The 19,938-nt window shown below is 68.7% G+C and carries 17 protein-coding genes; 6 read left to right on the top strand and 11 right to left on the bottom strand.

The window, feature by feature from the left end:
* Nucleotides 1-737, top strand: a 737-nt coding sequence (locus ON38_RS21585; RefSeq protein ID WP_039826751.1) for a M23 family metallopeptidase, incomplete at its 5' end; no start/stop codon positions are given.
* Between the two features lie 48 nt (nt 738-785).
* On the opposite strand, the gene ON38_RS21590 is transcribed toward ON38_RS21585, so the two are convergent.
* Nucleotides 786-1,211 (bottom strand): hypothetical protein, encoded by a 426-nt coding sequence (locus ON38_RS21590; RefSeq protein ID WP_039826752.1) that lies wholly within the window; start codon nt 1,209-1,211, stop codon nt 786-788.
* Between the two features lie 38 nt (nt 1,212-1,249).
* Complete coding sequence (gene pcrA / locus ON38_RS21595) at nt 1,250-3,958, bottom strand: DNA helicase PcrA (RefSeq protein WP_245564149.1); 2,709 nt, start codon at nt 3,956-3,958, stop codon at nt 1,250-1,252.
* A gap of 340 nt (nt 3,959-4,298) precedes the next feature.
* Between pcrA and ON38_RS21600 the strand changes: the two genes are divergently transcribed.
* Nucleotides 4,299-4,610, top strand: a complete 312-nt coding sequence (locus tag ON38_RS21600; protein ID WP_030522366.1) for a chorismate mutase — start codon at nt 4,299-4,301, stop codon at nt 4,608-4,610.
* A 92-nt stretch (nt 4,611-4,702) separates the two neighbouring features.
* Here the strand turns inward: ON38_RS21600 and ON38_RS21605 are convergent, their stop codons facing one another.
* A complete protein-coding gene (locus ON38_RS21605; RefSeq protein ID WP_039826753.1) occupies nt 4,703-6,157 on the bottom strand; it encodes an NAD-dependent succinate-semialdehyde dehydrogenase in 1,455 nt (484 codons plus the stop codon).
* Between the two features lie 621 nt (nt 6,158-6,778).
* Between ON38_RS21605 and ON38_RS21610 the strand changes: the two genes are divergently transcribed.
* The 3 genes from ON38_RS21610 (at nt 6,779) to pgi (ending at nt 10,966) form a co-directional block, all read left to right on the top strand.
* Nucleotides 6,779-7,909, top strand: a complete 1,131-nt coding sequence (locus ON38_RS21610) for a ThiF family adenylyltransferase (RefSeq protein WP_218000818.1) — start codon at nt 6,779-6,781, stop codon at nt 7,907-7,909.
* On the top strand, nt 7,906-9,141 hold the full coding sequence (locus tag ON38_RS21615) for a hypothetical protein (RefSeq protein ID WP_051165048.1): 1,236 nt from the start codon (nt 7,906-7,908) through the stop codon (nt 9,139-9,141). The genes ON38_RS21610 and ON38_RS21615 overlap by 4 nt, the downstream gene beginning before the upstream one ends.
* A gap of 187 nt (nt 9,142-9,328) precedes the next feature.
* Nucleotides 9,329-10,966: a glucose-6-phosphate isomerase gene (gene pgi, locus ON38_RS21620; RefSeq protein WP_039826754.1), complete on the top strand. Its 1,638-nt coding sequence runs from the start codon at nt 9,329-9,331 to the stop codon at nt 10,964-10,966.
* Nucleotides 10,967-10,969: 3 nt separating this feature from the next.
* On the opposite strand, the gene ON38_RS21625 is transcribed toward pgi, so the two are convergent.
* Nucleotides 10,970-12,343: a hypothetical protein gene (locus ON38_RS21625; protein ID WP_039826755.1), complete on the bottom strand. Its 1,374-nt coding sequence runs from the start codon at nt 12,341-12,343 to the stop codon at nt 10,970-10,972.
* 239 nt (nt 12,344-12,582) lie between these two features.
* On the opposite strand from ON38_RS21625, the gene ON38_RS21630 reads away from it, so the two are divergent.
* On the top strand, nt 12,583-14,202 hold the full coding sequence (locus ON38_RS21630) for an acyl-CoA dehydrogenase family protein (RefSeq protein ID WP_039826756.1): 1,620 nt from the start codon (nt 12,583-12,585) through the stop codon (nt 14,200-14,202).
* A 6-nt stretch (nt 14,203-14,208) separates the two neighbouring features.
* On the opposite strand, the gene ON38_RS21635 is transcribed toward ON38_RS21630, so the two are convergent.
* The 7 genes from ON38_RS21635 to ON38_RS21665 form a co-directional block, all read right to left on the bottom strand.
* On the bottom strand, nt 14,209-15,348 hold the full coding sequence (locus ON38_RS21635) for a lipase family protein (RefSeq protein WP_083872988.1): 1,140 nt from the start codon (nt 15,346-15,348) through the stop codon (nt 14,209-14,211).
* A 100-nt stretch (nt 15,349-15,448) separates the two neighbouring features.
* Nucleotides 15,449-15,979, bottom strand: a complete 531-nt coding sequence (locus tag ON38_RS21640) for a hypothetical protein (RefSeq protein WP_039826768.1) — start codon at nt 15,977-15,979, stop codon at nt 15,449-15,451.
* A gap of 81 nt (nt 15,980-16,060) precedes the next feature.
* Entirely contained in the window at nt 16,061-16,858 is a 798-nt protein-coding gene (locus ON38_RS21645; protein WP_039826757.1) for a family 1 encapsulin nanocompartment shell protein, read from the bottom strand.
* The gene (locus ON38_RS21650) at nt 16,855-17,883 is read right to left on the bottom strand and encodes a Dyp-type peroxidase (RefSeq protein ID WP_039826758.1); all 1,029 of its coding nucleotides are present in this window, start codon (nt 17,881-17,883) and stop codon (nt 16,855-16,857) included. Before ON38_RS21650 ends, ON38_RS21645 begins: the two co-directional genes overlap by 4 nt.
* 51 nt (nt 17,884-17,934) lie before the next feature.
* Nucleotides 17,935-18,261 carry a cupin domain-containing protein gene (locus ON38_RS21655; RefSeq protein WP_030522375.1) on the bottom strand — a complete coding sequence of 109 codons (327 nt, stop codon included), beginning with the start codon at nt 18,259-18,261 and terminating at the stop codon, nt 17,935-17,937.
* A 135-nt stretch (nt 18,262-18,396) separates the two neighbouring features.
* Nucleotides 18,397-18,903 (bottom strand): dihydrofolate reductase, encoded by a 507-nt coding sequence (locus ON38_RS21660; protein ID WP_373281240.1) that lies wholly within the window; start codon nt 18,901-18,903, stop codon nt 18,397-18,399.
* The gene (locus ON38_RS21665; RefSeq protein ID WP_051165045.1) at nt 18,900-19,739 is read right to left on the bottom strand and encodes a thymidylate synthase; all 840 of its coding nucleotides are present in this window, start codon (nt 19,737-19,739) and stop codon (nt 18,900-18,902) included. Before ON38_RS21665 ends, ON38_RS21660 begins: the two co-directional genes overlap by 4 nt.
* Between the last annotated feature and the right edge of the window lie 199 nt (nt 19,740-19,938).

Raw genomic sequence — 19,938 nt, forward strand, 5'->3', positions numbered from 1 at the left:
ACCGGGTACGCCGCCCGCCGTCCGCGCTCAAGGGCCGCGCCGCGGTCGTCGCGGTGGCCGCGGGCGCCGTGGTCGCCGCCGGACAGTGCGCCACCGCCGAACCCACCGACCACAAACAAGCACAGCAGGCCGCCGATTACGAGGCCGCCGGGTCGGTCCACGAGATCGCCGCCCAGTCCATGGCGACCGAGGATCCGGCCGCCGTATCGAACACCGCCTCGCCGCAGATGCTGGGCGGCAATATCCCGGTCGATACCAGCCGCTTCGGTGAGATGCTCGCCAACGGCGCCCAATTCGCCGAGGATCTGGCCCAGGCCGAAGAGGCCAAGTTCCGGCCGCTGTTCGCGAAATTCGCCAACGGTGCCTATACCTCCGGGTTCGGCGCCCGCTGGGGCGTACAGCATCTCGGTATCGACGTGGCCGCCCCGATCGGCACCCCGATCTACGCGGTGGCCGACGGTGAGGTCATCGACGCCGGGCCGGCATCGGGTTTCGGTATGTGGGTGCGCCTGCTGCACGCCGACGGCACCATCACCGTCTACGGGCACGTCGACACCACCACCGTCGGAGTCGGCGAATACGTGTTCGCCGGCGACCAGATCGCCACCGTCGGCAACCGTGGGTTCTCCACGGGCCCGCACTGCCACTTCGAGGTATGGCTCAACGGCAGCGACAAGATCGATCCGGTGCCGTGGCTGGCCACCCGGGGAATCAGCCTCACCGGCAACGGCGACTGACCGCCCTGCCGGGTGCCACGCGCCTCGGAGCACCCGGCCGCGGTTGTTTCACGGTGCGGCGGTGATCGCCAGCCCGATCAGCGCGATCACCTTGGCGATCTCCAGTCCGATGTACCAGTAGTGCGCCGTCGAACGCGGTAATTCCTCACCCGCGAGCACCCGGTCCGAGCGGCGTGACAGCGGCGGGCGCACCACGGCCAACTGGACCACCAGGATCACCACCGCGATCGCGAGCCATATCCACACCGCTCCGGCAGGCGCCAGCACCACGACCGCCACCAGCAGGACCGCCGCGAGCACGGCCTCCACGATATTCAACGCCCGGAACACCAGCCGCCCGATCCCCAGGCCGAGTTCGGTGGTGACCCCGGGCGCACGGAATTTCAGCGGCGCCTCCAGGAACGAGATGGCCAGCACCATGCCGAGCCAGAGCATCGGCACGAACCACATCAGATGCTGCGCGACAGACTCCATGACCGGAACCTACCGCGCGGCCGGGCCCCGCGGGGGCGCTACAACTTCGTCAGGGTCTGGCTGAATTTCGGAATGAGCCGAATGGTGCCGCTGGTCCCGAAATCGATCGTCACACTGGCCATATCGCCGACCCCGTCCGCCGCGACCACCCGGCCGAGACCGTATTTGTCGTCGCTGACCCGGTCGCCGACCGCCAGCACCAGCCCGACATTGTTGCGGGACACGCCACGCCGAGCCGGGCGGCTCTCCCGGATGCCGGGCCGCGGCTCCCGGGACTGCGGCCAGCCACCGGTCCAGTCCTCCTCGCCCGCCTCGGCACCGCGGCGGCGGCCGTACTGCGCCGGAGCCGACGACCGTTTGGGTTCCAGCCGCTTCCAGTCGATCAAATGATCCGGTACTTCCTGCAGGAACCGGGATTCCGGATTGAACACCGGCTGCCCCCACGCCGAACGGACCACCGCACGGGTGAGATACAGGCGACGCCGGGCCCGGGTGATCCCCACATAGGCCAGCCGGCGCTCCTCGGCCAATTCGGCGGGATCGCCGAGTGCCCGCAGATGCGGGAACTGGCCGTCCTCCCACCCGGTCACGAAGACCACCGGGAACTCCAGCCCCTTGGCGGTGTGCAGGGTCATCATGGTGACCATGCCCGCGCCTTCCTCCGGTATCTGGTCGGCGTCGGCCACCAGCGAGACCCGTTCCAGGAACGCGGCCAGCGATCCGGGTTCGGGTTCGCCCTCCCCCGTTTCCGGCATCAGGCCCTCGGCCCGGGCGGCCTCGAGCGCGTTACGCGCCTCGGAGCTGAACTCCCGGGCGACGCTGACGAGTTCGTTCAGGTTGTCCAGCCGGGCGCCGTCCTGCGGATCGTCGGAAGCCTCCAGTTCCGCCCGGTAGCCGGTACGGTCGAGTACCGCCTCGACCACCGCGCCCACATCCGGGAAATCGACCTCGTCCAGCGCACCGGCGGCCCGGATCTGCTCGAGCAGCGCCACGAACCCGGCGATGGCGTTGCGCGCCCGGGTGTTCAGCAGCGCGACCTCACCGGCGGCGGCATCGCGCAGCGCCTCGGCGAAACCGATACCGCGCTGTTCGGCGTGTACGGCCACACAGGCCTCGGCACGGTCACCGATACCGCGGCGCGGGGTGTTGAGGATCCGGCGCAGGCTCACCGCATCGTCCGGATTCTCCAGGACGCGCAGGTAGGCGACGATATCGCGGACCTCCTTGCGCTCGTAGAACCGAACCCCGCCGACCACCTTGTAGGGCAGTCCCATCCGGATGAAGATCTCCTCCAAGGCCCGGGAGTTGTTGTTGGTGCGGTAGAACACCGCGATATCGGAGTAGCCGGCCTCGCCCTCGTCCACCAGCCGGTCGATCTCACGCGCGACGAAGGCCGCCTCGTCGTGTTCGTTGTCGGCGACGTAACCGGTGATGAGTTCCCCCTCACCGGCGTCGGTCCACAGCCGCTTGTCGCGCCGGTTGGTATTGCGCGCGATCACCGAGTTGGCCGCGGACAGGATGTTCTGCGTGGACCGGTAGTTCTGTTCGAGGAGGATGGTCTCGGCGTCGGGGAAATCTCGCTCGAATTCCTCGATATTGCGGATGGTGGCACCGCGGAAGGCATAGATGGACTGATCGGCGTCACCGACCACGCAGAGCTCGCTGGGCGGCACCGTATGCGCGTCCGGTTCCGGGGCCTCGGCATCCGGCGCGGCGGCAGCGGCGCCGGCGTCGGTATCGGCGGCCTCACCGGCCGTCCCGGCTCCCGCGGTGTGATGCCCCACCAATTCCCGCACGAGCACGTACTGCGCGTGGTTGGTGTCCTGGTATTCGTCGACCAGGACGTGCCGGAAGCGGCGGCGGTAGTACTCGGCGACCTCGGGATGCCGTTGCAGCAGGGCGACCGTCTCGCCGATGAGATCGTCGAAGTCCAGCGCGTTGGCCGTGCGCAACCGCCGCTGGTATTCGGTGTAGACCCGGGCGACCACGCGCGGCAGCTCGGCATCCTCGAATTCCGCGTCGCTGTTCGCCTGCTCCGGGCCGACGAGTTCGTTCTTCAGATTCGAGATGGCGGTCGCGAGCAACCGCGGGGTGTACTTCTTGGCGTCCAGTTCCAGATCCCGGCCGATCATGGCGAGCAGCCGCCGGGAGTCGTCGGCGTCGTAGATGGAGAAGTTCGAGTTCATGCCGGGGAGCAGCGCCGACTGGGTGCGCAGGATCCGCACACAGCTGGAGTGGAAGGTCGACACCCACATACTCGCGGCTCGCGGACCCACCAGGTCGATGACCCGCTCCCGCATCTCGGCGGCGGCCTTGTTGGTGAAGGTGATGGCCAGGATCTGCCCGGGAGTGGCCCCGCGCGCGGCCAGCAGGTAGGCGATCCGGCGGGTCAGCACGGCGGTCTTGCCCGAACCCGCCCCGGCCACGATCAGCAGCGGCGACCCGGTGTGCAGTACGGCCGCGCGCTGCTGCGGGTTGAGGCCCTCCAGCAGTTGCTCGGCCTCCTCGGCCCGGCGCTGCGCGGAATCGGTGCGCTGCTGTGCCTGCTCGGCCTGTACCCGCTGCCGCAGTGCGGCCAGGCCGCCGGGCGCACCGGGCGCCGCCGCACGCCGGTCGGCACCGGATAGCTCCAGGCCGGGCAGGGCCGCGGCCGCCGGCGCCGCGCCGGGCTCCGGCGAGCCGGCGGCGGAGGTGGTGGCACGGGAATTGTGCGAATCCGAACGAAGTGCTGCCGCGGTGGTGTCCATCGTCTGTTCACGCTACCGCCGCGACCCGACACGATCGAACACTCGGCCGAATTCGTCACCGGCGGGGTCGCTCGGCGGGACGATATCCCCACCAGTGAGCGTTTTGCATACATCGGTTACCGTGGCAAACTGGCAATATGGTTTGCCCTTCAGCGAAACATCCGCGCCGGTTGTGTGGACTGCTGGGCCGCAGACCGGGCACCTGAGGCCCGAACGGGGCAGGTAAGGGGGAACGGCATCACCAGACCCGCCGGGTCTTTTTCACGCGGTGGAGGAGCTCTGGATCGGTAACACGACGCGCCTCGGCGCCGATCCAGGTTCTGACACGAGGAGATGAGAAATGAGCACACCCGCTACGGCGACCGGGTCGGGTTCGACTACCGACACGGACTCGGAGCTTCCTCGGACCGAAGCCGAGATCGAAAAACTCCGTAAGGAGATCGACCGGCTCGATGCGGAGATCCTCACGGCCATCAAGCGCCGAACGGAGATCTCACGGGTAATCGGACGGACCCGGATGGCTTCCGGGGGTACCCGCCTGGTGCACAGCCGGGAGATGAAGGTGCTGGAGCGCTTCAGCGAGCTCGGCCAGGAGGGGCACACCCTGGCGATGCTGCTGCTGCGTCTCGGGCGCGGACGTCTCGGCCGCTAGGTCCCAACAGAACCGACGCGGCGGCCCGCAGACCGCCGCAACCTCACGAACCGCCCCGGGTGACCACGCCCCGGGGCGGTTCGTACTGTCTGTCACGTCATGGCGATGTACTTGGTCGACAGGTATTCCTCGATCCCCTCGGTACCGCCTTCCCGGCCGAAACCGGAAGCCTTGACGCCACCGAACGGGGCCGCCGGGTCGGAGATCACGCCACGGTTCACCCCCACCATTCCGCTTTCCAACCCCTCGGCCACCCGCAGCGCCCGCTCGAGGTCCCGGGTGTAGATGTAGCTCACCAGCCCGAACTCGGTGTCGTTGGCGGCGGCCAGACCCTCTTCCTCGGTATCGAAGGCGACGATCGGCGCCACCGGGCCGAAAACCTCCTCACGGAGGATCCGGGCCCGCGGGGGGATATCGGTGAGCACGGTCGCCGGATAGAACCAGCCCGGGCCACCCGCGGCCTTGCCGCCGACGCGGACAGACGCGCCCGCGCCGACCGCGTCGTCGACCAGTTCGGCCACGGTGTTCAGCTGATCCTCGCTGACCAGCGGGCCGAGCGTGGTTTCCGGATCGGTTCCCGGCCCCAGCCGGACCTGGGAGTTGATCGCCGCCACGAACTTCTCCGTGAACTCCTCGACCACCGCGCGATGCACATGGAAACGATTGGCCGCGGTGCACGCCTCACCGCCGTTGCGCAGCTTGGCCAGCAGCGCCCCCTCGACGGCCGCGTCGATATCGGCGTCGTCGAACACCACGAACGGCGCGTTCCCGCCGAGTTCCATCGATGTACGCAGCAGACCGGACGCGGACTTCTCGACGAGGGTGCGACCGACCTCGGTGGACCCGGTGAAGGTGAGCTTGCGCAGCCGGGGATCGTCGAGCAGCGGCTGGGTGACCGCCCCGGACCGGCGCGAGGTGATCACCGAGAGCACACCGTCGGGCAGACCGGCCTCCGAGCACAGCTTCGCCAGCAGCAGCATGGTGAGCGGGGTCGCCGAGGCCGGTTTGACGATCATGGTGCAGCCCGCCGCCAGCGCGGGGCCGATCTTGCGGGTACCCATCGCGAGCGGGAAGTTCCACGGCGTGATCGCCAGACACGGACCGACCGGCTGCTTGTGCACCAGGATGCGGCCGGTACCCGAGGGCGCGTGCAGATAGCGGCCGTGGATGCGCGCGGCCTCCTCGCTGAACCAGCGGAAGAACTCGGCGCCGTAGCGGACCTCGTTCCGGCTCTCCGGCAGGGACTTGCCCATCTCCAGGGTCATCAGCAGGGCGAATTCCTCGGCGCGCGCGGTGATGCGCTCGAAGACCGCACGCAGGATCTCACCGCGCTCGCGGGCCGAGGTGGCGGCCCAATCCGCCTGGGCCGCCGCCGCGGCATCCAGTGCCCGCACGGCATCATCCGGGGTTCCGTCCGCGACCTCGGCGATAACGTCACCGTTCGCTGGATTGTGCACTGGGAAGGTACCCCCGCCGGTGGCATCGACGGGTCCGCCGATCCACAGTTGCTTCGGTACAGATGCGAGAACTTCGGATTCTGAGGCCATACGGCCAGCGTAGGTTCTGCCTCGGAGTTTTGCGCCGGGCCGGAACAGCATGGCGGTGCCGGCCCATCAGCCCCTGGTCGATGCAGATTTCGCCGGAGTGCCCTAGTCAAGCGGGGTCGACGGGGGTTGACGACGGCGGCGAGAAAGAAAGATTCTATACACGTAAGTGATGTGCACTTATTTAGCGGCAAGATAAGGGAGTTTCCCCGATGAAGAAGCACACAACCAAGCCCCCCGTCAAGCCGGCGGCCGAGCCCGCACCCATCGTGATCCGGCGCCTCGACAAGAAGGAAACCACCGGCTTCAGCGGGGCAAACTCCGCGTAGAGATACCCCTCTAGAACCGGGCAACCCTCGACTGCGAGTCAGGAACGGATTCGCGGGGCCGGCAGCGGAGCACTTCGAACATCCTGAGGGTGACGTACATCACACAACCAACCCCCCGTTAAAAGGAAACCACCGGCCTCAGTGGGTCGACCTCGAGTTAGCGGTGCCGACCGAGGGTCGGGAACCGCAGGTGCCGAGCGGTCCGCAGGGCACCGGTGCCCTGGAGCCGGTGCGACCGGCCCCCAGCTGAAGCGGGCCCGGCCTGCACCGGCTGCCAGGGACAAGGAGCCCCGTATTGGACCAGGTCAATGCCTCGGATATGCGGCGCCCCCGCATCAAACGGGAGCATGTCCCCTACCGCACAACCGACGGGCAGGTGCGGATCGGCGCGACCGTCCCGGGGATCGGCGTGGAAGTAGCAGACCCCGGCGGGTGGATCTGGGAAGTAGTCCAGTCGATGGACGCGACCAGATCCCCCGCCGAGATCGTCGATGAAGTGACCAGGCGGCACAGCTCGGTATCCGGCGCCGAGGTGATGCGCGCGATGCAGGTACTGCTTGACTCCGGTTTCGTCGAAGACGCCGGTGCGCCCGTACCGGCCGAACTCGGGCCCGCGCGGCGGGAACGCTACTCGAGGAGTATGGCGTTCTTCGAATGGATCGACGGGACGCCGCGGTCGACCCCGTGGGATATCCAGCTCCGCCTGGGCCGCTCCCGAGTGCTGCTGATCGGGATCGGCGGAGTCGGCGGCGCGGCGGCGCAAGCACTCGTCGCATCGGGTGTCGGACACCTGCACTGCGTCGACCCCGATATCGTCGAACTGTCGAATCTCAGCCGACAAGTCCTCTACCGGGAGGACCACATCGGCAAACCCAAGGTCGACGCCGCGGTCGCGCAATTGCGGGCACTCAACTCCGACGTCGAGATCACCGGTGAACAATCGCAGATCGACAGCCAAGCCGATCTCACCGCCCTGCTGCGAGGCGGTTACGACCTGCTCGCGTTCTGCGCTGATAAACCGCGCGCCAGTCGGCGGTGGGCGAATCGCGCCTGTTCCACCGCCGGTTTACCCTGGGTGGCTGCCGGATATCACGGTCCGCTCGCCACGGCCCAGGTGCACGTGCCGGGGCAGGGCGCCTGCTGGGAATGCCTGCACGATCAGGAGATCGAGGGGCGCGACGACCGCCGACCGGCCGACGTGGCCCCGGAAAGCCTCGTACCACAATTGCCTTGGCATCCGGTGAACGCCGTCTCCGCGGTGATCACCGGCAACCTGCTCGCGCATCTCGCGCTGGCTGTGCTGACCGGTGCGCCGCGTACCGAGCCGGGCTTCCAATACGGTCTGAACCTCGCGGTGCCCGGGGAACCGATCTATGAGCGTTTCCCGCCGCGCCCGGATTGCCCGGTGTGCGGGGATGCGCGGTGACCGATCCGCGACGATCCGGACCCACCGCGACGAGCCGGGTCCTGCTGCACGAGCTGGCCATCCGGGCCGATCGTGACGAATGGCTCGTCGGGCGGTTCGAGACACGGGTTTTCGTCGCGCTCCCGGAGGCCGGGGTGGCCGCGATCGAGATTCTCGCGAGCGGGGCCAGTGTCATCGAGACCACCCGGCACCTGGCCGGGCAGCGGGGCACCGAGTTCGATGTCCTGGCTTTCGTCGCCGACTTGACGGAATTGGGCTTCGTGGCCGAAATCGACGATTGCCCGGTGCCTTCCGCACCACCGCTACCGCCGACACTTCCACGCCTGCGACCCGAGTACGTCCGCTACGCGCTACATCCGATACTGCCGGTGCTGCTCGCCTGCCTGGTAGTGGCAGCGGCGGTCACCGTGGTTCGTATGCCGCAGACGCGGCCCGGCTTCCGCGATCTGCTGTGGAGTTCACATGGCGGTCTCGTCCTCGTCACAGGGTTCGTATTCGGTTGGTCATTGCTCTTCCTGCACGAGTTGGCGCATTTCGCCGCTGCCCGGGCCGCAGGTGTCCGATCCCGCATCCAGTTGGGTACGCGGCTACAGTTCCTGGTCGCCGAAACCGATATCAGCGGTATAGAACTCGCCCCTCGCCGACATCGGATCACAGCCTATTCCGCCGGGATCGCGGTGAACCTCGCAGTCGCATCGACCGCAGTACTGCTACAGACGGTGGTGACGGAGCACGGCCTCGCACATCGGCTCTTGGCCGCGGCGACGATTCTCGCGCTGCTTCCGCTGTCATTCCAACTCATGGTGTTCATGCGCACCGACCTGTATTTCGTCCTCCAAGACCTCACCGGATGCCGGGATCTGTACGGAGACGGCCGCGCGTATGCGCGCTACCTCTGCAACCGGGGCCGGCACGCGGTAATCGGGCATCGGTGGACCGCGGCCGATCCGAGCCTCAACCTACCGCGCCACGAACGGCGCGCGGTCCGGGTGTACAGCGTCGTTCTGGTGCTCGGGACAGCACTGTGCCTCACCGTGGCCGCCACCTACACCCTGCCGGCAGATGTCACTCTCCTGATTCGCGCGATCCAGGGAATTGCCGCGGCCCGGTCCGGTACGAGCACACTGGACAGCGCAGTCGTCCTGGTGATACTGGGGATCGGGCACACGCTCTGGGCAGTCACGTGGTGGCGGCGCCGCCGCGAGCGATCGACTGCTGCGGGGCCGAGCTGATCGGCCGGCGCAGTATGGCCCCGGCAGGCGGGTCATCGGGCGGCGGTGATCGAACCAACTCATGACAGGTGATAGCCGGGTTATCGGCGGGCAACTGCCCTCGGTTGTGCCCATATGGTCACCCGGGCCGCGGCGTGGGCCCGGTCCTGCCTGCGTCCGGCTCCCGCGGGTTGTACCCTCGGCCAGTGTGAGCGTCGACATCACCGCATCGGCGGCATGGCAGAAATTACGTGATCACTACGAGGCGATCGCCGCCCTACAACTGAGGGACCTGTTCGCCGAAGATCCACCGCGCGGCCGCGATCTCACGCTGACCGCGGGTGAGCTGCGGATCGACTACAGCAAGCATCGCGTCACCCGGGAAACCCTGCAATTGCTGGTGGAACTGGCCCGGGAAGCAGGGGTGGAGGCACAGCGCGACCGGATGCTGCGCGGCGAACACATCAACACCTCCGAGGACCGGGCCGTGGGGCATACCGCGTTGCGGTTGCCGAAGGGCGCTTCGCTCACCATCGACGGCGAGGACGCGGTCGCCGCGGTACACGAGGTGCTCGACCGGATGAGCGCCTTCGCCGACGCGGTGCGTTCGGGCGACTGGCGCGGGGCGACCGGGGAGCGGATCCGCACGGTGGTGAATATCGGAATCGGCGGTTCCGATCTCGGGCCGGTGATGGTGCATCAGGCGCTGCGGCACTACGCGGACGCCGGTATCGGAGCCCGGTTCGTCTCCAATGTGGATCCGGCCGATCTGGTGGCCACGCTGGCGGATCTGGATCCGGCGACCACCCTTTTCATCGTCGCCTCCAAGACATTCTCGACGCTGGAAACGCTGACCAACGCGACCGCCGCCCGCCGCTGGCTGGTCGACGCGCTCGGCCCGGATGCCGTGGCGAAACATTTCGTCGCGGTGTCCACACACGCCGGGCGGGTCGCCGAGTTCGGTATCGACACCGACAATATGTTCGGCTTCTGGGACTGGGTGGGCGGCCGGTACTCGGTGGATTCGGCCATCGGCCTGTCGGTCATGGTGACGATCGGCCCCGCCCGGTTCGCCGAATTCCTCGCCGGTATGCACGATATGGACCGCCATTTCGCCACCGCGCCGCCGGCGGAGAACGCGCCGATCCTGCTGGCGCTGCTCGGCGTGTGGTACGCGAACTTCTTCGGGGCACAGTCGCGGGCGGTGCTGCCGTACGCCAACGATCTCGCCCGCTTCCCGGCCTATCTGCAGCAGCTCACGATGGAGTCGAACGGGAAATCGGTACGCGCGGACGGTTCCCCGGTCACCACCACCACCGGCGAGATCTTCTGGGGTGAACCCGGTACCAACGGTCAGCACGCCTTCTACCAGCTGCTCCACCAGGGCACCCGGCTGATCCCGGCCGATTTCATCGGCTTCGCCCAGCCCACCGACGATCTGCCCACCCGCGACGGCACCGGCAGTATGCACGACATCCTGATGAGCAATCTGTTCGCGCAGACCAAGGTGCTGGCGTTCGGGAAGACCGCTGCGGAAATCGCCGCCGAGGGCACGCCACCAGAGCTGGTACCGCACAAGGTGATGCCCGGAAACCGCCCCAGCACCACGATTCTCGCGCCCCGGCTCACCCCCGCGGTACTGGGCCAGCTCATCGCGCTCTACGAGCACCAGGTGTTCGTGGCGGGGGCGATCTGGGGTATCGACAGTTTCGACCAGTGGGGCGTGGAACTGGGCAAACAGCAGGCGCTGGCGCTGGCGCCGCTGCTCACCGATCCGGAAGAGCCGGCACCGCAGGGTGATTCGTCCACCGATGCGCTGATTCGCTGGTACCGCGCCAACCGCTGACCCTCACCACGGCCGGACCGGCAGGTCCACCCGCGCGGCCGTCGCGGTGACCAGCCGGTGCAGTGCGGCCGCGTCGGCCGCGCGTTCGGGATAGAGGCTCGCGACGGTCAGGATGTAGTCGTCCCGGAAACGGCAGAGGTAACCGGACAGCCGGGTGCGCGGCCGCCGCGCGTAGTCGAGGCCGGGGTGGACGGCCCGTGTCGCGATACCGGTGCACTCGTACGGCCCGAGGGCCGACAGCGCCGGCGGGATCGGGCCGATATTCGAGCACAGGATGTCGCGTTCCCCCGCTCCGCGGGACAGCAGATGGGCCACCTTGTCGGGTACCAGGTAGAGGAACTCCTCCGGCAGTCCACCCGGGGCGGACATCCGCCGCTCGTAGGCCGCCCGGCTCTTCGCGCGGATATCGGCCGGGCCGTCGCCCCTGGCCACCGCGATCTCGGTTACGGCCAGGTCGTTGTCGATCCGCGGCTCGTCCCGGGTGTCCACGGGCAGGCTCGCCACGATCTCGGTGCCGGCAAAACCGGCGGCCCACAGCATGTTCGCGACGACCCAGATGAACAGGCTGTTGGCTGTGCCGCCATATCGCGCGGCGACCGCCTCCCAGTCCGCGGCCGGGCAGCGGAGGATCAGCGCCGGTTCGTTCAGCACGGCGAGCGCGGAGGTTTCGGCGAGACCGGAGAGGTCGCGGTGCGACAACCGCGCGGTGTGAGGCGTGTCGCCGGTGCCGGGCGCTGTGCCTTCGCGTCCGGCAGCCGCTTGCCCGGATCTCGGTCCCCGGGAACCGCGGACTATCAGGGTCGCGGCGGCGCGCATACCACCGAGGCCGACCGTCGCCCAGGTCCGCGCCGCATCGAGCCAATCCGAATCCGGGCCGTCCCCCGCCGCGCTGCCCTCCTCTCCCGGCCGGCCAGGCGAAAGGTCCGCGCGGCCGGCGTCCATCGCCTCCAGTGCTCGTTCGACCGCGAGAACGAGTCCCCGGGCGTCGGCGAGAACGTGGGAGCAGGTGAGGGCCACGATCGTGCCCCCGTCGGTGAGCGGTGCCGCCGACAGCCGCCAGCCCGGACCGTGTTCGGGATCCAATTCGGCACCGCAGGTGTCGGCCCACCGCGGGATGTCGGCGGGTGCGAGCTCCACCCGGTGCCGGTCGAGCGGATGAGCGCGGTCGTTGCGCTGCCACCGCGCCCGCGCACCCGGGACCCGGGGGCGGACCACTCGGCGGGCGAGCGGCCCGGTGCGCAGTTCCTCGTGCAGTCGCGCGAGCACCTCGGGTTCCACCGCCCCCGCCGTACGCCACAGGCCCTGGAGCGCGATCGGGGTGCCGAGCCCCTGATGGGTTCGCAGGAAGATTTCGTCGACAACGCTCAATCGGCGCATTCGCACAGGTTAACTGTTGTTTCCGAAGTAACGCCGGGCGCACCGGGCCCGGCCGGCCGGGCCGCCGTGGCCGGTCCGGGCGACGGGCGCGCCGCAGGCCGTCCGGGAAAGGATCAGGCGCTACCGGGACGAGTCGGTACCCGCCCGGACCACACCGGGGACGCTCACCCACCCGTCGGTACCGACCGGTCCCGATCCCCCGAAGGTCCGCGGTGTGACATGGGACGCATAATCGATGGATGCTCACGCACGAGGTTCTCAACCAGGTTCCGCCGATCACCCCGTTCGAGGTCTCGCGGGATCCGGCGTTGCTGGCCGGTCTGCAGCGGGAGGGCGCCGGTTGGGCGGAGGCGGAAGTGCGCGAACTCGGCACCCTCGCCGGAAGCGAGCGTGTCCAGGAGTGGGGCCGGCTCGCCAACGAGTATCCGCCCGTCCTGCACACCCACGACCGCTACGGCAACCGCGTCGACGAGGTGGAATTCCATCCGTACTGGCACGACCTGATGACCGTGGCGGTCGAACACGGACTGCACGCCGCACCGTGGGCCGACTCCCGGACCGGCGCCCATGTGGCGCGCGCCGCCAAATTCTACGTCTGGGGCGCCGCCGACGCCGGGCACATGTGTCCGGTCTCGATGACCTACGCCGCGATTCCGGCACTGCGGCACAACCCGGAACTCGCGGCGCGGTACGAGCCGCTGCTCACCGCCCGCAGCTACGATTTCGGGTTGCGCGAACCGTCCACCAAGACCGGTCTCATCGCCGGTATGTCGATGACGGAGAAACAGGGCGGGTCGGATGTCCGGGCCAACACCACCACCGCGACCCCGCAACCCGACGGCACGTATCGGCTGGTCGGGCACAAATGGTTCACCTCGGCGCCGATGTCGGATATGTTCCTGACCCTGGCGCAGGCGCCGGGCGGGCTCTCGTGTTTCCTGTTGCCGCGGGTGCTGCCCGACGGTTCCCGCAATCCGATCCGGCTACAGCGGCTCAAGGACAAACTGGGCAACAAATCGAACGCGTCCTCGGAGATCGAATACGAGAACGCGATCGGCTGGCCGATCGGCGCGGAGGGCGCCGGGGTGAAGACCATCATCGAGATGGTCAATATGACCCGGCTCGACTGTGTGATCGGTTCCGCGGTCGGGATGCGCACGGCGGCCGTCCGCGCGGTACACCACGCCCGCCACCGCAAGGCGTTCGGCGCCGCTCTGGTCGACCAGCCCGCCATGCGCAATGTGCTGGCCGATCTGGTGCTCGAGTCCGAGGCCGCCACCACGGTCATGCTGCGGCTGGCCGGGGCCACCGACCGCGCCGCGACCGACCCGGGCGAAGCCGCGCTACGCCGGATCGCGCTCGCGATCACCAAGTATTGGGTGTGCAAACGCGCGGCCACCCACGCCGCCGAGGCCCTGGAATGTTTCGGCGGAAACGGTTACGTCGAGGACTCCGGGATGCCGCGGCTGTACCGGGAGGCGCCGCTCATGTCGATCTGGGAGGGTTCGGGCAATGTGGCAGCGCTCGACGCCCTGCGCGCCATGGGCACCCGGCCCGAAACCGTGGAGGCCTACTTCACCGAGGTGTCCCGGGCGCGCGGCGAGAACCCCCATCTGGATCACGCGATCGACCGCGTCGGCAAGGAGCTCGCCGATCGCAGCGATATCGAGTACCGGGCGCGCCGAGTCGTCGAGCTGATGGCGCTGGTCCTGCAGGGCGCCCAGCTGGTCCGGCACGGTCACCGCGCGGTCGCGGACGCCTTCTGCGCGTCCCGGCTGGGTGCGGACTGGGGCGCCGCGTTCGGCACCCTGCCCACCGGCGTGGATACGACCGCGATCATCGAGCGGGCGTTCGTCTGACCGGGGTCAGCCGGCCGGGAGCACCTCGTCGAGGAAGGTGAGAGTGCGGTCGAGGCCGCCCTTCTCCGCCAGGTCCTCGTGGCCGGCCTGGAGAAGCTGCACCGCGTACTCCGTGTCGTTCAGGACGAACTGCCCGACCAGCGCGAGGGCCAGCGGTAACGGGACGACGGTGTCGTAGATGCCCTGTACGACCAGGATCGGATCCTGGTAGCCGCTGACCGGCACGCTCATATAGTCACGCACCACCGGCGCGAAATCCGGATCGTTGAGGGGCCGCGAAACCAGGGACCCGATCTCGGTGGAGTCCAGCATGGCCGAGGCCTGGGCATTGCAGTTGGTGCTGAGCCCGGCGATGAACTTCTGGCCCTGTGGAGTCAGGAAATCGCCGACCTCGGGGCCCAGCTGTGCGCCGACCATACCGGCGAGCACCATGGGCGCGTACCGGCCCACGTACCCGGGTATCTCGGGCTGATCCGGGCGCGAACGCAGGAAGATGTTTTCCAGATTGCTCACGGGAGCCAGGGCGGCGGTACCGCGGAAGTCGAGTTCCGGCGCGTACTCGGGGGCGAGCCGGCCGGTGCCGAGCGCGGCATGTCCGCCCTGCGACCACCCGGCGACCGCCCAGCTCGGCGCCAGTCCGGGGTAGGCGGAACGGGCGGCGCGCACCGCGTCGATCGTGGCGGTGGCCTCACTGGTGGTGTGCAGATAGGGATGCGGGCCCGGCGAATTGGGGCTCAGCCCGATGTAATCGGGGGCGACGACGGCGTACCCGGCGTCGCTGAGGCGCGCCACGGCAGGCCCGGTCTCCTGCTCGAGCTTGTCATAACCGGTGAGACCGCAATTCTGCCCGAGCCCTGAGGTGCCGTGGTCCCAGGCGACCACCCGGCGCCCCCCGTCCGGGGCCGGCCCCTCGGGGATGCGCACCACGGCGGCTGCCTGGACCAGGTCACCGCCGGGACCGGTGGTGACGTATTCGATCCGCTGTACACCGTCGAGCCCGGCCCACGGCCGGCCGAGCGGTCCGGCCGAGAGCAGCCGACCCGGGTACCAGGCCCCCTCGGCCCGTGCGACGACGCCCGGCAGTCCGGCACCCAGCGCCGTCACCAGAGTCAGTACCGCCACGAAGGCTCGGGTATAGCGGACCATTGCTGTGTGCTCCTCTGTCGTGCGGCGGATCCTCGTCCATGGTGGCAGCGGTCCGGTGGCCGCGCCCGTCGGTCCGGCGCGCGTAGGGCGCCGGCCGCACTCAGCGAGTCGGTGGGGCGATGTGCCAGTGCCGCTCCAGGGCGCCCGCGATATCGGGCAGCACGGTGATCGGAACCTTCTTATGGCGCAACATATTACGTATCTCGTTGACCTGTTCGCGCTTGCGCAGATCATAGGCACCGGAGACCGGTCCGCGGACAGGGGGAATCGACAGCAGCACGAGTTCACTGTGCAATTCCTCACCTCCGGTCAGATCCAGCGCGAGCGACCAGCGCGCGTCCTCGTCGAGGCCGAAACGCCCCGCCACCACCCGCTCCCACTCGATACTGGTCGCCGACCACGGCGTGCGCCGGTGGATCACCTGTTCGGTGAGGATCACCGTGTCCCGGGTGAACAGCGCGAACAACGCGGCGACAGCGAGTAGCGCGCCGAGCACGATTCCGGTGAACACCCGGGCGGGCCCGAACAGCAGCACCGTCGGAACGGTCACCGCCACCACCACCGCGACGCCGGCCAGGCTGTAGGCCAGCACCCGGCCGGTGGGCACGACCCCAGCGTGCACCCTTTGCATACCGACTCCGTTCACGCCGCGCACCGACCGGCCACACCGTACCGGACGACGGTGGCGGATACGACAATGCCGGTCACCCGTTCAGAACAGCGCGACAGCGGCCTCGGCCGAGTACACGTGGAAAGTCAGGCTCTGCTGGAAATAGAGCTGGACCGTTTCGGCGTCATGGGCCAGATAGCCGATGGACAGATCCTGGCCCACGGTGAGATCGAAGTCACCGCCGCGGGTGGTGAGCACGAACGCACCGTCGATGGCCGGCGCCCAGATGATCTCCCCCTCGGGAACCAGGCGCTCCAGATGGGTGCGCAGCGGATGACCGTGGTTGGAGGTCTCGCTGACCTTCGTGTAGAGGTCGGCGCTCAGCAGCACCGAATACGGTCCGTCGACACCGGCCAGCCGCAACTGGCTCACCGCCAGGGCGATCACCTCGGGCACCCTGAACACGTCGTCGGGCAGCGCGATCGACCTATTCGACGAAGCGGCGCGGATACCGGTGATACCGGCCGCCGCGTAACCCTCGAATACCGCCCGGTCCTCGGCGAAGGCGATATTGCGGGCGGCGTCCTTCACCGGGTCCAGGTCGGTGTCCTGGGCGCCGCGTTCGACATTGTCGAGTTCCTCGCGCGAGAGGGTGAACGGCACCCGCAACTCGACCAGTGGGGCCACCACCCGCTGCCGCGCCTGGACACCGTCGTGCGGGGCGGCGATCGGGGTCGTGTGACCGAGCCCGCGCGCCGAATAGTCCGTACCGTGCGGACCGGACAGATCGACCACCCGGCGGCCGGCATTGTGCCGTTTGAAGGTCCGCGTCGCCTCCTCTTCGATAACCGCCCAGGCCGCGTCGGTGATCGGCGCGAGTTCGCGATGCAGGTTGTTCATACGGTGCTGCTCCTTTTCAACGTGCCGATACCGAGGGAACCGGCGGCGACGGGCGGCGGGCCCGGATCCGCCGCCGCGGCTTCCTCCGGCGGGGCGGGCAGATCGTCGAAGAAATCCTGGGACGGAACGAAGAAGAGGGTGCCGGTGACCGCGGTGGAGAAGTCCAGGATGCGATCGTGGGTGGCCTCGTCGGTCCCGAGGAACATCCGCTCGAGCATGATCTCGGTGGTCCGGGGAGTCGCCGAATAACCGACGAAATAGGTGCCGAACTCACCGTCGCGGACACTGCCGAACGGCATATTCGCGCGCAGGATCTCCCGTTCGGTGCCGTCGGGCTCGATCACCTGGTTCACCGCGATATGCGAGTCCGGGGGTTTCACCTCGTCGTCGAGTTCGAAATCCTCGAGTTTGGTGCGGCCGATCACCCGTTCCTGCTCCTGCACCGGCAGTGCCCGCCAGGCGGTCAGATCGTGCAGATACTTCTGCACGATCACATAGCTGCCGCCGGTGAAGTCCGGGTCGCCGGCGCCGATCAGCGCCGCCCGCCCGGCGGGCGTATCCGGCAGACCGCCCTCCGGGTTCTCGGTGCCGTCGACGAAACCGAGCAGGTCGCGTTGTTCGAAATAGCGGAAGCCGACCGTTTCGTCGACGATCGTGCCGATCTCGGCCAGCCGATCGCCGATCGCCATGGCCAGTTCGAAACAGGCATCGTGCACCTGGCCGCGGATGTGGAAGAGCAGATCACCCGGCGTGGCGGGAGCCCGGTGCAGTGGGCCCTCGTACCCCGGGAACTCGTGCAGTTCGGCCGGGCGCGGCCCGCCGAACAGCCGGTCCCAGGCGGTGGACCCGATCCCGGTGATACAGCCCAGCCCGGCGCCCGGCAACCGGAATCCGATGGCGCGGCGCAGACCGGGCAGTTCGGCGAGCAGCTCCCGTGCCGCCGTCTCACCACCGGGATCGATGGTGGCGACCAGGAAATACGCGGCCGGGGTGAGTGGTTCGAGAATCGGCTGCGGCTGCCCCATAGCCGATCACATTACCGGCCGGGGGGCCGGTAAGCGCGTGCGCCGGGCTGCCTACTTGGCCACTGTGAGTAGAAAGGCCACATCATCGATGGCCTGCACACTGTGCCGGGCCTTCGGCACCACCAGCAGATCCCCGGCCGACCCCTTCCACTCGTTGTCCCCACTGTGCAGGGTGAGCGTGCCGGAGAGGACGAGCAGGGTGGCCTCACCGTTGTTGTCGTGTTCGGCCAGGCCCTGCCCCGCGCACAACCCCACCACTGTCTGGCGTAGCGAATTCGCGTGACCACCGTAGATGGTCTGCGAGCTGCGGCCACTGGTGACGGTCGCGGCCAGCTTGAGTTGCTGCCGGGCCACCGCTGTCAGCGATTTCTTGTCCATGGACAGCCTTTCGCCTCCACATACCCACGACCGGGCTGTGATCGCGGGACGTACAGCCGAGTATGCCCGACCCGGCTCCACCGTTCCGGTGTTTTCCGAGGCTCGGGTCGCTGTCGCGGGCCCGGGCGCGGGCGGTCAGTCGCGGGTGTACCGCCGGATCCGGTAGCGCAGGCCGGTCGAGGATTCGAGCCAGGTCGCCGGATCGGCCGACCCCCACTCCGGCCCCAGCGCCGGAGCGTACGCGTCGCCCTCCACCTCGGTGTCGACCTCGGTGATCAGTAGTTCGCCGGCATACGGCAGCGCCAGCCGGTAGATCTCGCCGCCGCCGATCACCCAGGTCGTCGCGGGGGCAGCGAGAGCCAACGCGGCCTCGACCGACGCGGCCGCCTCCGCCCCGGCCGCCGACCACCCGGGCTGCCGGGTCACCACGATATTGCGCCGGCCCGGCAGCGGCCGGAACCGGGCGGGCAGCGAATCCCAGGTGCGGCGGCCCATGACCACCGGATGACCGGCGGTGGTCTCCTTGAACCGGGCCATGTCCTCGGGCACCCGCCACGGGATGGTGTTGTCCACCCCGATCACACCGTCGGGGGTCTGCGCCCAGATCAGGCCGATCACCCGCGCGGAGTCGGTCGCGGTCACACCGCCACCGGCGCTTTGATCCCCGGGTGGTGCCGGTAGTCGTGTACCCGCACGTCCTCGTACCGGTAGTCGAACAGCGAGGCGGCGGGCTCGAGCTCGAGTGCCGGGAACGGGTACGGCGTACGGGTGAGCTGCTCGGTCACCTGGTCGTGATGGTTGTCGTAGATATGGCAATCACCGCCGGTCCAGATGAAATCCCCGGGTACGAGCCCGGCCTGCTGGGCGACCATCACGGTGAGCAGCGCGTAGCTCGCGATATTGAACGGCACTCCGAGGAAGAGATCGGCGCTGCGCTGATACAGCTGGCAGGACAACCGGCCGTCGGCGACATAGAACTGGAACAGCGCATGGCACGGCGCCAGCGCCATCCGGTCCAGCTCGGCGACATTCCAGGCCGAGACGAGCATCCGCCGGGAATCGGGGTCGGTACGCAGCGTGTGCAGCACCTGGGCGATCTGATCGATATGACGGCCGTCGGGGGCCGGCCAGGACCGCCACTGCACCCCGTACACCGGCCCGAGCTCGCCCTCGGCATCGGCCCATTCGTCCCAGATGCCGACCCCGTGCTCCTGCAACCACCGCACATTGGAGTCGCCGCGCAGGAACCACAACAGTTCGTACACGATCGATTTGAGATGCACCTTCTTGGTGGTGATCAGGGGGAACCCGGCGGACAGGTCGTACCGCAGCTGGTGCCCGAACACACTGCGGGTGCCGGTACCGGTACGGTCCGCCTTGGCGGTTCCCGTCTCCAGGACGAGCCGGAGCAGATCTTCGTATTGGGTGTCCGGAGCGTGTCGCGGGTCCGGGACCTGACTATTCGCTGCGCTGACCACGGGCCGAGCTTACTTCGCGGCCACCGGGGCGTGCCGCCGCCCCGGGCACGCCATCGTGTCGCCGGGTGATGGCAATGCTCCGGCGCACGGGAGTCGGGCACCACGTGCACAACGACTGCGCGACCTCGGCGACCTTGCGGCTCGCTCTACCGGACAACGACCTCTTTCCCGACCACCGGCCTCGGACAGCAGTGCAACC

Source organism: Nocardia testacea NBRC 100365, from assembly GCF_000308775.1.
In the GTDB taxonomy this organism is placed as follows: domain Bacteria; phylum Actinomycetota; class Actinomycetes; order Mycobacteriales; family Mycobacteriaceae; genus Nocardia; species Nocardia testacea.

What these genes read in the sequence shown, in the direction of transcription:
- ON38_RS21590 (WP_039826752.1), bottom strand. Translation starts at nt 1,211, where the DNA reads ATGGAGTCTGTCGCGCAGCATCTGATGTGGTTCGTGCCGATGCTCTGG.
- pcrA (WP_245564149.1), bottom strand. Translation starts at nt 3,958, where the DNA reads ATGGACACCACCGCGGCAGCACTTCGTTCGGATTCGCACAATTCCCGT.
- ON38_RS21600 (WP_030522366.1), top strand. Translation starts at nt 4,299, where the DNA reads ATGAGCACACCCGCTACGGCGACCGGGTCGGGTTCGACTACCGACACG.
- ON38_RS21605 (WP_039826753.1), bottom strand. Translation starts at nt 6,157, where the DNA reads ATGGCCTCAGAATCCGAAGTTCTCGCATCTGTACCGAAGCAACTGTGG.
- ON38_RS21625 (WP_039826755.1), bottom strand. Translation starts at nt 12,343, where the DNA reads ATGCGCCGATTGAGCGTTGTCGACGAAATCTTCCTGCGAACCCATCAG.
- ON38_RS21630 (WP_039826756.1), top strand. Translation starts at nt 12,583, where the DNA reads ATGCTCACGCACGAGGTTCTCAACCAGGTTCCGCCGATCACCCCGTTC.
- ON38_RS21635 (WP_083872988.1), bottom strand. Translation starts at nt 15,348, where the DNA reads ATGGTCCGCTATACCCGAGCCTTCGTGGCGGTACTGACTCTGGTGACG.
- ON38_RS21640 (WP_039826768.1), bottom strand. Translation starts at nt 15,979, where the DNA reads ATGCAAAGGGTGCACGCTGGGGTCGTGCCCACCGGCCGGGTGCTGGCC.
- ON38_RS21645 (WP_039826757.1), bottom strand. Translation starts at nt 16,858, where the DNA reads ATGAACAACCTGCATCGCGAACTCGCGCCGATCACCGACGCGGCCTGG.
- ON38_RS21650 (WP_039826758.1), bottom strand. Translation starts at nt 17,883, where the DNA reads ATGGGGCAGCCGCAGCCGATTCTCGAACCACTCACCCCGGCCGCGTAT.
- ON38_RS21655 (WP_030522375.1), bottom strand. Translation starts at nt 18,261, where the DNA reads ATGGACAAGAAATCGCTGACAGCGGTGGCCCGGCAGCAACTCAAGCTG.